Here is a 12,499-nt window from a genome sequence, read left to right on the forward strand (position 1 = left end):
GGTGGAACGCCGTGGGTGTCTCGCGGGCGTTGTGACACCCGTGGCGTTCCAGTCGGCGGGGATGCCGCGGATGAGTGGAACGCCGTGGGTGTCTCCCGAGCGTTGTGGCACCCGCGGCGTTCCAGTCGGCGTGGAGGACGCCGCTGGGTGGAACGCCATGGGCGGGTGAGAAGGCGCGCCGGTCAGGCGTTGGCCGCAGCGGCCCTGGCCGTCCGGCGTCCGGCGCGGCGGCGCCGGGCCGGTTCGGGCCGCCAGGTGGCGAGCAGCGCGAGCGCCAGCGCGATCTCGGCCAGGTCACCCAGGTAGTACATGAGCGTGGCCCCGGCCCGCAGCTCGGCGGCGGTGGCCGGCACGTCCACGAACAGCCCGGCGTAGAGCAACTGGGCGATGGTGGCGTGCGCGGCCACCCCGACCCCGATCACCACCAGCCGCACCGGTACGCGCGGGCGGTGCGGTCCCGGGTCCGGCCCGGCGATCGACCAGGCGAACAGGCAGCCGCTCAGCAGGAAGTGCAGGTTCACCAGCGTGTGCAGGGCCGGGCTGTCCAAGGTGGCCCGGTACAGCGGGGTGAGGTAGAGCAGCCAGAGCCCGCCCGCGGTGAGCAGCAGGCCGGTCACCGGGTGGCCGAGCACCCGCGCTACCGGATGCCGCAGCAGGTGGACCAGGGCCCGGCCGGTACGCCGGTCCAGCGTGCGCAGCAGCAGCGTGACCGGTGCGCCGAGCACCAGCGCCAGCGGCGCGAGCATGCCGATCAGCAGGTGCTGCCACATGTGCCCGACGAAGTCGCCGGCCGGCCACAGCAGCCCGGCCACCAGCAGCAGCGCGCCCAGACCGAAGCTCGCCGTGCGGGCGTGCGGCCAGCCCGGCCCGCCCGGGTCGCGCAGCCGCAGCGCGGCGGCCAGGTACGCCCAGGACATCGCCACCGGGATCAGCGCGGTCACCGGGAAGCCACCGTCGGCATGCCCGGCGTGGGCCACTGTCACCGGCGCTCCGGCGGGCAGAGGTCCACCGCGCGGGCCCGGCGCTGGATCGCCCAGCCCGCAGCGATCAGCACCACGCCGAGGGCGAGGAACCCGAGGTCCCACCAGAGCTGGTTCGGGCCGCCGCGGACGTGGTGGATGCCGAGCAGGTGGTGGTCGACGATGCCCTCGACCAGGTTGAACAGGCCCCAGCCGATCAGCGCCCAGCCCCACAGCATCGGCGAGCGCCACAGCCGGCCCCGCGAGTGGGTGACCCGGGAGTAGAGCAGGGCCAGACCGGTCAGCACCGCCACCCAGGTGACCACGTGGAACAGGCCGTCCCAGAGCGTGTTCATCTGCAACCCGGGCACGGTGTCCACCGGGTACTCACGCACGCCGATCCGGTCGCTGCCGGTGCTGCTGAGCATGTGGTGCCACTGGAGGACCTGGTGCAGGACGATGCCGTCGACGAAGCCGCCCAGCCCGACGCCGAGGATCGTGGCGGGCAGCCGGATGCTCGTCGCGGACTCCGGTCGGGTCGCGTGTGCCCTCGTCTCGCTCATTCCGGCCGCCCTACCCGCGGTGCGGCCGGTCAAACACCCAGGGAGTGGACAGTCGCCGCGCGGGGGCGGCGCGCTGGACTAGGCTGCCCGCGATGGACGAGGTGACCCGGATCCCGGTCGGCGGCGAGCGGCCGTACGACGTGCTCGTGGGACGTGACCTGCTGAACCCGCCGCCCCGGCTGCTGCCGGGCGCCGAGCGGGTGGCCTTCCTGCACGCGCCGCCGCTCAAGGCACTCGCCGACAAGCTCGCCGACGGTGTCCGCGAGGGCGGCGTGACGCCGCTGCTGATCGAGGTGCCGGACGCGGAGGCGGGCAAGCACGTCGACGTGGCGGCGGCCTGCTGGGACCGGCTCGGCGACGCCGGGTTCACCCGTACCGACGCGGTGGTCGGGGTGGGCGGCGGTGCGGTCACCGACCTGGCCGGGTTCGTCGCTGCCACCTGGCTGCGCGGCGTGCGCTGGGTGCCGGTCGCCACGTCGCTGCTCGGCATGGTCGACGCCGCAGTGGGCGGCAAGACCGGCATCAACACCGCCGCCGGCAAGAACCTGGTCGGCGCGTTCCACCCGCCGGCCGGCGTGCTGGCCGACCTGGCGACTCTGGACAGCCTGCCCCCGGCCGACCTGGCCGCCGGGATGGCCGAGGTGGTCAAGTGCGGTTTCATCGCCGACCCGGTCATCCTCGACCTGGTCGAGGACGACCCGGCCGCCGCGCTGGACCCGGCCGGGCCGGTGCTGCGGGAACTGGTCGAACGCGCGGTCCGCGTGAAGGCCGGCGTGGTCGCCGGGGACCTGCGCGAATCCGGGGTACGCGAGGTGCTCAACTACGGGCACACGCTGGCGCACGCGATCGAGAAGGTGGAGGGCTACCGCTGGCGGCACGGTCACGCGGTGGCGGTCGGCCTGGTGTACGCCGCCACGCTGGCCCGGCTCGCCGGCCGGCTCGACGCGGCCGACGCCGAGCGGCACCGCCGGGTGCTGGCCGCGCTCGACCTGCCCACCGGCTACCGGGCCGACGCCTGGCCGGAGCTGCTCGCCGCGATGCGGGTGGACAAGAAGGCCCGGGGCAGCCGGCTGCGGTTCGTGGTGCTCGACGGGCTCGCCCGCCCGGCGATCATGGAGGCGCTGCCGGACGACCTGCTCGCCGCCGCGTACGCGGAGATCAGCTCGTGAGGGTGTACGTGCTCAACGGGCCGAACCTGGGCCGGCTCGGCACCCGCCAGGTCGACGTGTACGGGGTGACCAGCTACGCCCAGCTCGTGGCCGACTGTGAACGGCACGGCCGGGAGCTGGGCCTGGACGTGGTGGTCCGGCAGACCGACGCCGAGCACGAGATGCTCGCCTGGCTGCACGAGGCGGCCGACGAGGCGGCGGCGGTGGTGCTGAACCCCGCGGCCTGGTCGCACTACTCGATCGCGGTCCGGGACGCCTGCGCCATGCTGCGCGGCCCCCTGGTCGAGGTGCACATCTCCAACATCCACGCCCGGGAGGAGTTCCGGCACCACTCGGTGGTCTCCGCGGTGGCCACCGGCGTGATCTGCGGCCTGGGCGTGGACGGCTACCGGCTGGCGCTGCACCACCTGGCCGCCCGGCTCGCCGCAGGAGCCTGAGCCGGACCGTTCCGTGGCGCGAGTCCGATTCGACAGAGCGAGTAGACTTGGCCGGTCTGTCCGCCAATTGATGATCAAGGCAGGAAATGGCCACCACCAACGACCTGAAGAACGGCCTGGTACTCAACCTGGACGGCGAGCTGTGGGCCGTCGTCGAGTTCCAGCACGTCAAGCCCGGTAAGGGTGGTGCCTTCGTGCGCACCACGCTGAAGAACGTGCTGTCCGGCAAGGTGGTCGACAAGACCTTCAACGCGGGCACCAAGGTCGAGACCGCGACCGTGGACAAGCGCACCATGCAGTACCTGTACGCCGACGGCGAGGACTACGTCTTCATGGATCTGGAGACGTTCGACCAGATCACCGTCCCCGGCGGCACCGTCGGCGAGGCCGCCAACTACCTCCTCCCCGAGGCCGAGGCGACCGTCGCCACCCACGAGAGCGTGCCGCTGTACATCGAGCTGCCGACCTCGGTCGTGCTCGAGGTCACCTACACCGAGCCGGGCCTGCAGGGCGACCGCTCGACCGGCGGCAACAAGCCGGCCACCGTCGAGACCGGCGCGACCGTGCAGGTGCCGCTGTTCATCACCACCGGTGAGAAGATCAAGGTCGACACCCGCGACGGCCGTTACCTCGGCCGAGCCTGATGGCCGAGGGCCCCAAGCAGCAGATGCCGGCGCGCCGCAAGGCGCGCAAGCGGGCGCTGGACGTGCTCTTCGAGGCCGACCTGCGGGACCGCCCGCCGGTCGAGGTGCTCGCCGGTTACCTGGAACGGATCGAGCAGCCGCGCCCCGACCACCTCGGCTACGCGGTCGGGCTGGTCGAGGGCGTGGCGGCGCACCTCGACCGGATCGACGAGACGATCGCCAGCTACGCCGAGGGGTGGACGCTGGAGCGCATGCCGGTGGTCGACCGCAACCTGGCCCGGATCGCCGTGTACGAGCTGCTCTACGTCGACGAGATCGACGACGCGGTGGCGATCAGCGAGGCCGTGGAGCTGGCCCGGCAGATGTCGACCGACGACTCGCCCCGCTTCCTCAACGGCATCCTCGGCCGGATCGCCGAGTACGCCACGCGCTGACGCGCCGCAACGACGAAGGGCCCGTGCCAGCCGGCACGGGCCCTTGTCGTCGTACGGGGTGTCAGGACGCGAAGAACGCCCGCGGGTCGGCGACCAGCACGCCGTGCTCGGTCAGCCGCTCGATCAGGCCCGACGGCGAGGCGTCGTAGACGATCGCGAGGGCGCGCAGGTCGTCGGCGCGGATCGAGAGCACCCGGCCGTTGTAGTCGCCGCGCTGCTGCTGGATGGCGCGCGCGTAGCGGGCCACGTACGCGAGGTCCTCGGAGGCCTCGTCGTAGAGCCGCTCCAGGTCCAGGACGATCTTGCTGGTGGGCTCGTGACGCACCCCGCTGCCGTCGGGCAGCAGCTCCGAGACGGGAACGCGGTAGAAGTCGGCCAGCTCCGCCAGGCGGGACACGGTGACGGCGCGGTCGCCGCGCTCGTACGAGCCGACCACCACGGCCTTCCACCGCCCGTTCGACTTCTCCTCCACCCCCTGCAGGGACAGGCCCTGCTGCTGGCGGATGGAGCGCAGGCGGGCGCCCAGCGACTTGGCGTATTCAGAGGGCATTCGGACACTCCCAGTGCTGTTCGGGTTCCCCGAGCTATCGCTACGGAGCGTGACGGTACGGGGATTGCGACATGTGGTCAAGTGTTGCCGTCCACCGGGTCCGGCACCCACGTGTGGCTTGTCCCCATTTCTCCGGGCTGACCAGCAGGTCAGGACCGGCGGCGGGCAGCCCGGTGACCGCTGGTAACGTGGCGTGAAGCCCCGGTCCGGGCCCCGCGCGGGCCTGCCGGAGCAGACCAGACGTCCTTTAACGACCCGTCCCGTGAGGCGGGGAAGGAGGTCCGCCGTGGCCTACCCACCGGCTGCCCACTCGTCGCCGCCGCGACAACCCTCGGTGAAGGTGATCCTCGCCGCAGCGGACGTGTCGCGGGTGGTCGACCGCATCGCCCACCAGATCCTGGAGAAGACCCAGGGCGCCGCCGACACCGTGCTGCTCGGCATCCCGACCCGGGGCGTGCCGCTCGCCCACCGCCTCGCGGCCCGGATCAGCACCTTCGAGGACGTCACAGTCCCGGTCGGCGTGCTCGACATCACGCTCTACCGCGACGACCTGCGCCGGCACGCCACCCGCGCGGTCGGCCCGACCGACCTGCCGCCCGGCGGGATCGACGGCAAGCGGGTGATCCTCGTCGACGACGTGCTGTTCTCCGGCCGCACCGTGCGGGCCGCGCTGGACGCGCTCAGCGACGTCGGCCGGCCGGCGTCCGTGCAGCTCGCGGTCCTTGTCGACCGCGGCCACCGCCAGCTGCCGATCCGCGCCGACTACGTCGGCAAGAACATCCCCACCGCGCTGGCCGAGAACGTCAAGGTCACCCTCGCCGAGACCGACGGCAGTGACGAGGTACGGCTGTACGGAGGCTCACTGTGAGCGCGAGGAGCGCAGCGAAGCGGAGCCCCGCAGTCGCGAACGAAAGGCGGCGACACGCATGATCCGGCACCTGCTCTCCGGCGCCGATCTGGACGCCGGCACCGCCACCCTGGTCCTGGACACCGCCGCGGAGATGGCGACGGTGGCCGGCCGCGAGGTCAAGAAGCTGCCCGCGCTGCGCGGGCGCACCGTGGTCAACCTCTTCTACGAGGACTCCACCCGCACCCGGATCTCGTTCGAGGCGGCCGCCAAGCGGCTCAGCGCCGACGTGATCAACTTCTCCGCCAAGGGCTCCAGCGTGGCCAAGGGGGAGAGCCTGAAGGACACCGCGCTCACGCTCCAGGCCATGGGCGCGGACGCGGTCGTCGTCCGGCACCCCGCCTCCGGCGCGCCGCACCGGCTCGCCGAGTGGGTGGACGGATCGGTGGTCAACGCCGGTGACGGCACCCACGAGCACCCCACCCAGGCGCTGCTCGACGCGTACACGATGCGGTCCCGGCTGGGCCGCCTCGACGGCCTGCACGTGGCGATCGTCGGCGACGTGTTGCACTCCCGGGTGGCCCGCTCCAACGTGCTGCTGCTGTCCACCCTCGGCGCGAAGGTGACACTGGTCGGCCCGCCAACCCTCATCCCGGTCGACATCGCCGCCGCCCTGGCCACCGGCACCGACGTCTGTTACGACCTCGACGCCGTTCTCCCAGATGTGGACGTGGTGATGATGCTGCGGGTGCAGCGCGAGCGGATGGGTGACTCCTACTTCCCGTCGGCCCGCGAGTACGCCCGACGCTACGGGCTCGACGGGCCGCGCATGCGCCGGCTGCCCGAGCACGCGATCGTCATGCACCCCGGCCCGATGAACCGGGGCATGGAGATCACGCCCGAGGTGGCCGACTCGCCCCGCTCCACCATCGTCGAACAGGTCGCCAACGGGGTCTCCGTGCGGATGGCCGTGCTCTACCTGCTGCTCGGAGGGAACAACCGGTGACCGCGTACCTCATCACAGGCGTCAGCATCGTCGGCGGCGAGCCGACCGACCTGCTCATCCGCGACGGCGTGGTGGCCGGGACGGGCCGCGGGCTCGCCGCGGACGACGCCACAGTCATCGACGCGACCGGCCTGGTCGCGCTGCCCGGCCTGGTCGACCTGCACACCCACCTGCGCGAGCCCGGCCGGGAGGACGCCGAGACGGTCGAGTCCGGTTCCCGGGCGGCGGCGCTCGGCGGCTACACGGCGGTGTGCGCGATGGCGAACACCTCCCCGGTGGCCGACACCGCGGGCGTGGTGGAGCAGGTCTGGCGGCTCGGCCGGGAGGCCGGCCTGGTCGACGTGCAGCCGATCGGCGCGGTCACCGTCGGGCTGGCCGGCGAGCGCCTGGCCGAGCTGGGCGCGATGGCCGACTCGGCCGCCGGGGTGCGGATCTTCTCCGACGACGGGCACTGCGTGTCGGACCCGCGGCTGATGCGCCGGGCGCTGGAGTACGTCAAGGCGTTCGACGGCGTGATCGCCCAGCACGCCGAGGAGCCCCGGCTGACCGAGGGCGCGCAGATGCACGAGGGCGAGGTGTCCACCCGCCTCGGCCTGACCGGCTGGCCGGCCGTCGCCGAGGAGGCGATCATCGCCCGGGACGTGCTGCTGGCCGAGCACGTCGGCAGCCGGCTGCACGTCTGCCACGTCTCCACCGCCGGCAGCGTCGAGGTGCTGCGTCAGGCCAAGGCGCGCGGGGTACGGGTCACGGCCGAGGTGACGCCGCACCACCTGCTGCTGACCGACGAGAAAGCGGAGAGCTACGACCCGGTCTTCAAGGTCAACCCGCCGCTGCGCACCGCCACCGACATCGCCGCGCTGCGGGAGGCGCTGGCCGAGGGCGTGATCGACATCATCGCCACCGACCACGCCCCGCACGCCGTGGAGGACAAGGAGTGCGAGTGGGCGTACGCCCGGCCGGGCATGCTCGGCCTGGAGACGGCGCTGTCGATCGCGCTCGACGTGTTCGGCCCCCGCTGGGACCTGATCGCCGAGCGGATGTCCCGCACGCCGGCCCGGATCGCCGGGCTGGCCGGGCACGGCCTCGACCCGGCGCCCGGCGTACCGGCCAACCTGACCCTGGTCGACCCGGCCGCCCGGCGCGTCGTCGAACCGGCGGAGCTGGCCAGTCGCAGTCGCAACACCCCGTACGCCCGCATGACGCTGCCGGGTCGCATCGTGGCGACCTTCCTGCGCGGCGAGCCGACGGTCCTGGACGGAAAGGCTGTCAAGTGAGCGCGAGGAACGCAGCGGAGCGGAGTCCCGCAGTCGCGAACGAAAGGCGGGCCCGGTAATGGTGAAGCGTAGATCGGCGATCCTCGTCCTGGAGGACGGGCGCACGTTCCACGGCGAGGCGTACGGCAGCGTCGGGGAGACCTTCGGCGAGGCCGTCTTCAACACCGGCATGACCGGCTACCAGGAGACGCTCACCGACCCCTCGTACCACCGGCAGGTGGTGGTGCAGACCGCGCCGCACATCGGCAACACCGGCGTCAACAGCGAGGACGACGAGTCCGACCGGATCTGGGTGGCCGGGTACGTGGTGCGCGACCCGGCCCGGATCAGCTCCAACTGGCGGGCCGGCGGCGGCCTGGAGGACCGGCTCGCCGCCGAGGGCGTCGTCGGCATCAGCGGCGTGGACACCCGGGCGCTGACCCGGCACCTGCGCGAGCGCGGCGCGATGCGGGTCGGCATCTCCAGCGTCGAGGACGACCCGGCCGCCCTGCTGGAGCGGGTCCGCCGCTCGCCGCAGATGGTCGGCGCGAACCTGTCCGACGAGGTGACCACCGCCAAGCCGTACGTCGTCGAGGCGCAGGGCGAGCACCGGTTCACGGTGGCGGCTGTGGACCTGGGCATCAAGCGCAACGTGCCGCGCCGGCTCGCCGCCCGCGGCGTCACCACCCACGTGCTGCCCGCCGGGTCGACGATCGAGGACCTGCTCGCCACCGGCGCGGACGCGGTCTTCTTCTCGCCCGGCCCGGGCGACCCGGCGACCGCCGACGGCCCGGTGGCGCTGGCCCGGGAGGTGCTGACCCGGCGGATCCCGCTGTTCGGGATCTGCTTCGGCAGCCAGATCCTCGGCCGGGCGCTCGGCTTCGGCACCTACAAGCTGGGGTACGGCCACCGCGGCATCAACCAGCCGGTGCTCGACCGGGCCACCGGCAAGGTCGAGGTGACCAGCCACAACCACGGCTTCGCGGTGCAGGTGCCGGGCGCCGGGGACGGCGCCGTGGTGCCGGATCAGGTGATCCAGACCGAGTTCGGCGGTGTCCAGGTGTCACACGTCTGCCTCAATGACAACGTGGTCGAGGGGCTGCGGGCCGTGGACGTGCCCGCCTTCACCGTCCAGTACCACCCGGAGGCGGCGGCCGGCCCGCACGACGCGGACTATCTCTTCGACCGTTTCGCCGAGTTGATCGAAGGCCGTGGCTTCGACCGGAACCACAGTGAAGGCGGAAAGAATGCCTAAGCGGACCGACCTCAAGCACGTCCTGGTGATCGGCTCCGGGCCGATCGTGATCGGACAGGCCTGCGAGTTCGACTACTCCGGCACCCAGGCCTGCCGCGTGCTGCGCAGCGAGGGGATCCGGGTCAGCCTGGTCAACTCCAACCCGGCGACGATCATGACGGATCCGGAGTTCGCCGACGCCACGTACGTCGAGCCGATCACCCCGGAGTTCGTCGAGCTGGTCATCGCCAAGGAGCGCCCGGACGCGCTGCTGCCGACGCTCGGCGGGCAGACCGCGCTGAACACCGCTGTCGCGCTGCACGAGGCGGGCGTGCTGGAGAAGTACGGCGTCGAGCTAATCGGCGCGAACATCGAGGCGATCAACCGGGGCGAGGACCGGCAGCTGTTCAAGGAGATCGTCGCGAAGGCCGGCGTACGGCTGGGCCTGGACGATCCGTCCGCGCTGGTGCCGCGCTCGCGGGTCTGCCACTCGATGGACGAGGTCCGCGAGACGGTCGCCGAGCTGGGCCTGCCGGTGGTCATCCGGCCGTCGTTCACCATGGGCGGCCTCGGTTCCGGCATGGCGCACACCGACGAGGACCTGGAGCGTATCGCCGGCACCGGCCTGGCGGCCAGCCCGGTGCACGAGGTGCTCATCGAGGAGAGCGTGCTCGGCTGGAAGGAGTACGAGCTCGAACTGATGCGCGACCGCCACGACAACGTGGTGGTGGTCTGCTCGATCGAGAACGTCGACCCGATGGGCGTGCACACCGGTGACAGCGTCACAGTCGCGCCGTCGATGACGCTCACCGACCGGGAGTACCAGCGGCTGCGTGACCTCGGCATCGCGGTGCTGCGCGAGGTCGGTGTGGACACCGGCGGCTGCAACATCCAGTTCGCGGTGAACCCGGCCGACGGCCGGATCGTCGTGATCGAGATGAATCCGCGGGTGTCGCGCTCCTCGGCGCTGGCGTCGAAGGCCACCGGCTTCCCGATCGCGAAGATCGCCGCGAAGCTCGCCATCGGCTACACGCTCGACGAGATCCCGAACGACATCACGCTGAAGACGCCCGCGGCGTTCGAGCCGACGCTCGACTACGTGGTGGTGAAGATCCCCCGGTTCGCGTTCGAGAAGTTCCCCGGCGCCGACCCGGAGCTGACCACCACGATGAAGTCGGTGGGCGAGGCGATGAGCCTGGGCCGCAACTTCACCGAGGCGCTGAACAAGGCGATGCGCTCGATGGAAACCAAATCATCCGGTTTCTGGACCGTCCCCGACCCTCAGGACGCGACCCGGGAGAACACCCTCGCGGCGCTGCGCACGCCGCACGACGGCCGGCTCTACACGGTCGAGCGGGCGCTGCGCCTCGGCGCGTCGATCGCCGAGGTGTCCGAGGCGTCCGGCGGCATGGACCCGTGGTTCCTGGACCAGATCGCCTCGCTGGTCGAGCTGCGCGCCGAGATCGTGGACGCGCCGGTGCTCGACGCCGCCCTGCTGCGCCGGGCCAAGCGGGCCGGCCTGTCCGACCGGCAGCTCGCCGCGCTGCGTCCCGAGCTGGCCGCCGAGGACGGCGTCCGGACCCTGCGGCACCGGCTCGGCGTCCGGCCGGTCTACAAGACGGTGGACACCTGCGCGGCCGAGTTCGAGGCGACCACGCCGTATCACTACTCGACATACGACTCGGAGACCGAGGTGGCGCCCTCGGCCCGGCCCAAGGTGCTCATCCTGGGCTCCGGGCCGAACCGGATCGGGCAGGGCATCGAGTTCGACTACTCGTGCGTGCACGCGGTCCAGGCGTTGCGGGACGTGGACTACGAGACCGTCATGGTCAACTGCAACCCGGAGACCGTCTCCACCGACTACGACACCGCCGACCGGCTCTACTTCGAGCCGCTGACGTTCGAGGACGTGCTGGAGGTCTGGCACGCCGAGGACTCCTCCGGCAAGGAGGCGGGCGGCCCCGGCGTCATCGGGGTGATCGTGCAGCTCGGCGGGCAGACCCCGCTGGGCCTGGCGCAGCGGCTCAAGAACGCCGGGGTGCCGATCGTCGGCACCTCCCCGGAGTCGATCCACCTGGCCGAGGAGCGCGGCGCGTTCGGCGCGGTGCTGGCCCGGGCCGGGCTGCGCGCGCCCGCGCACGGCATGGCCACCTCGTACGACGAGGCGAAGGCGATCGCCGACGAGATCGGGTACCCGGTGCTGGTCCGCCCCTCGTACGTGCTCGGCGGGCGCGGCATGGAGATCGTGTACGACGACGCCACGCTGCGCGACTACATCGGCCGGGCCACCGCCATCTCGCCGGACCGGCCGGTGCTGGTGGACCGGTTCCTGGACGACGCCATCGAGATCGACGTGGACGCGCTCGTGGACGCCGACGGCGACGTCTACCTGGGCGGCGTGATGGAGCACATCGAGGAGGCCGGCATCCACTCCGGCGATTCGTCCTGCGCGCTGCCGCCGATCACCCTGGCCGGCTCGCACCTGGCCCAGGTGCGGCACTACACCGAGCAGATCGCCCGCGGCGTCGGGGTGCGCGGCCTGCTCAACGTCCAGTACGCGCTGCAGGGCGACATGCTCTACGTGCTGGAGGCCAATCCGCGCGCCTCCCGGACGGTACCGTTCGTCTCGAAGGCCACTGCGGTGCCGCTGGCGAAGGCGGCGGCCCGGATCGCGCTCGGCGCCACCGTCGCGCAGCTGCGCGCCGAGGGGATGCTGCCGCCCACCGGCGACGGCGGCACCATGCCGGCCGACGCGCCGATCGCGGTCAAGGAGGCGGTGCTGCCGTTCAAGCGGTTCCGCACCCCGTCCGGCAAGGGCATCGACGTGCTGCTCGGCCCGGAGATGAAGTCCACCGGCGAGGTGATGGGCATCGACACCGGCTTCGGCCAGGCGTTCGCCAAGTCGCAGGCCGCCGCGTACGGGTCACTGCCGACCGCCGGGAAGATCTTCGTCTCGGTCGCCAACCGGGACAAGCGCGGCATGATCTTCCCGATCAAGCGCCTGGCCGACCTGGGCTTCGAGATCGTGGCCACCACCGGCACGGCCGAGGTGCTGCGCCGGCACGGCATCGCCTGCGAGCAGATCCGCAAGCACTATGAGTCGGGTGAGGGCGCGGACGCGGTCTCGCTGATCCTCGGCGGGGACGTGGCGCTGGTGGTGAACACGCCACAGGGTTCCGGGGCGAGCGCCCGTTCCGACGGGTACGAGATCCGCAGCGCGGCGGTGAGCGTGGACATCCCGTGCGTCACCACCGTTCCCGGCGCCGCAGCCGCCGTCATGGGCATCGAGGCCCGCATCCGGGGCGACCTGAGGGTCCGCCCGCTGCAGGATCTCCACGCCGCCCTCCGGGCGGGCGAGTGACCCCGCGCCTCAACACGCCGATCATGAGGTTGGCGGCGGATT

General features: G+C 72.2%; 12 protein-coding genes. 9 read left to right on the forward strand and 3 right to left on the reverse strand.

Annotation, left to right across the window (positions count from 1 at the left end; translation table 11 throughout):
• Nucleotides 1-182: 182 nt before the first annotated feature.
• A complete protein-coding gene (locus IF06_RS0112190; RefSeq protein ID WP_013285499.1) occupies nucleotides 183-983 on the reverse strand; it encodes a cytochrome c oxidase assembly protein in 801 nt (266 codons plus the stop codon).
• Complete coding sequence (locus IF06_RS0112195; protein ID WP_013285500.1) at nucleotides 980-1,522, reverse strand: DUF2243 domain-containing protein; 543 nt, start codon at nucleotides 1,520-1,522, stop codon at nucleotides 980-982. Before IF06_RS0112195 ends, IF06_RS0112190 begins: the two co-directional genes overlap by 4 nt.
• Nucleotides 1,523-1,614: 92 nt before the next feature.
• Here IF06_RS0112195 and aroB point away from each other — a divergent pair, with 92 nt between their 5' ends.
• The 4 genes from aroB to nusB all read left to right on the forward strand — a co-directional run bounded on the left by aroB (nucleotide 1,615) and on the right by nusB (nucleotide 4,206).
• Nucleotides 1,615-2,691 carry a 3-dehydroquinate synthase gene (gene aroB / locus IF06_RS0112200; protein WP_030271040.1) on the forward strand — a complete coding sequence of 359 codons (1,077 nt, stop codon included), beginning with the start codon at nucleotides 1,615-1,617 and terminating at the stop codon, nucleotides 2,689-2,691.
• Complete coding sequence (gene aroQ / locus IF06_RS0112205; protein WP_013285502.1) at nucleotides 2,688-3,128, forward strand: type II 3-dehydroquinate dehydratase; 441 nt, start codon at nucleotides 2,688-2,690, stop codon at nucleotides 3,126-3,128. The genes aroB and aroQ overlap by 4 nt, the downstream gene beginning before the upstream one ends.
• An 86-nt stretch (nucleotides 3,129-3,214) precedes the next feature.
• Entirely contained in the window at nucleotides 3,215-3,772 is a 558-nt protein-coding gene (gene efp, locus IF06_RS0112210; RefSeq protein ID WP_013285503.1) for an elongation factor P, read from the forward strand.
• A 23-nt stretch (nucleotides 3,773-3,795) separates the two neighbouring features.
• Nucleotides 3,796-4,206, forward strand: a complete 411-nt coding sequence (nusB, locus tag IF06_RS0112215) for a transcription antitermination factor NusB (protein ID WP_174361785.1) — start codon at nucleotides 3,796-3,798, stop codon at nucleotides 4,204-4,206.
• A 61-nt stretch (nucleotides 4,207-4,267) separates the two neighbouring features.
• On the opposite strand, the gene IF06_RS0112220 is transcribed toward nusB, so the two are convergent.
• Complete coding sequence (locus IF06_RS0112220; RefSeq protein ID WP_013285505.1) at nucleotides 4,268-4,756, reverse strand: transcriptional regulator; 489 nt, start codon at nucleotides 4,754-4,756, stop codon at nucleotides 4,268-4,270.
• Nucleotides 4,757-5,042: 286 nt separating this feature from the next.
• Between IF06_RS0112220 and pyrR the strand changes: the two genes are divergently transcribed.
• The 5 genes from pyrR to carB all read left to right on the forward strand — a co-directional run bounded on the left by pyrR (nucleotide 5,043) and on the right by carB (nucleotide 12,457).
• Entirely contained in the window at nucleotides 5,043-5,624 is a 582-nt protein-coding gene (gene pyrR / locus IF06_RS0112225) for a bifunctional pyr operon transcriptional regulator/uracil phosphoribosyltransferase PyrR (protein WP_013285506.1), read from the forward strand.
• Between the two features lie 58 nt (nucleotides 5,625-5,682).
• Entirely contained in the window at nucleotides 5,683-6,609 is a 927-nt protein-coding gene (locus IF06_RS0112230; RefSeq protein ID WP_013285507.1) for an aspartate carbamoyltransferase catalytic subunit, read from the forward strand.
• Nucleotides 6,606-7,883, forward strand: a complete 1,278-nt coding sequence (locus IF06_RS0112235) for a dihydroorotase (protein ID WP_013474896.1) — start codon at nucleotides 6,606-6,608, stop codon at nucleotides 7,881-7,883. The genes IF06_RS0112230 and IF06_RS0112235 overlap by 4 nt, the downstream gene beginning before the upstream one ends.
• A 61-nt stretch (nucleotides 7,884-7,944) precedes the next feature.
• The gene (carA, locus tag IF06_RS0112240; RefSeq protein ID WP_030271042.1) at nucleotides 7,945-9,117 is read left to right on the forward strand and encodes a glutamine-hydrolyzing carbamoyl-phosphate synthase small subunit; all 1,173 of its coding nucleotides are present in this window, start codon (nucleotides 7,945-7,947) and stop codon (nucleotides 9,115-9,117) included.
• Entirely contained in the window at nucleotides 9,110-12,457 is a 3,348-nt protein-coding gene (gene carB, locus IF06_RS0112245) for a carbamoyl-phosphate synthase large subunit (RefSeq protein ID WP_030271044.1), read from the forward strand. The genes carA and carB overlap by 8 nt, the downstream gene beginning before the upstream one ends.
• Nucleotides 12,458-12,499 lie beyond the last annotated feature (42 nt).

The organism is Micromonospora globosa (assembly GCF_000717585.1).
GTDB lineage: Bacteria > Actinomycetota > Actinomycetes > Mycobacteriales > Micromonosporaceae > Micromonospora > Micromonospora aurantiaca.

What these genes read in the sequence shown, in the direction of transcription:
- IF06_RS0112195 (WP_013285500.1), bottom strand. Translation starts at nt 1,522, where the DNA reads ATGAGCGAGACGAGGGCACACGCGACCCGACCGGAGTCCGCGACGAGC.
- aroB (WP_030271040.1), top strand. Translation starts at nt 1,615, where the DNA reads ATGGACGAGGTGACCCGGATCCCGGTCGGCGGCGAGCGGCCGTACGAC.
- efp (WP_013285503.1), top strand. Translation starts at nt 3,215, where the DNA reads ATGGCCACCACCAACGACCTGAAGAACGGCCTGGTACTCAACCTGGAC.
- nusB (WP_174361785.1), top strand. Translation starts at nt 3,796, where the DNA reads ATGCCGGCGCGCCGCAAGGCGCGCAAGCGGGCGCTGGACGTGCTCTTC.
- IF06_RS0112220 (WP_013285505.1), bottom strand. Translation starts at nt 4,756, where the DNA reads ATGCCCTCTGAATACGCCAAGTCGCTGGGCGCCCGCCTGCGCTCCATC.
- IF06_RS0112230 (WP_013285507.1), top strand. Translation starts at nt 5,683, where the DNA reads ATGATCCGGCACCTGCTCTCCGGCGCCGATCTGGACGCCGGCACCGCC.
- carB (WP_030271044.1), top strand. Translation starts at nt 9,110, where the DNA reads ATGCCTAAGCGGACCGACCTCAAGCACGTCCTGGTGATCGGCTCCGGG.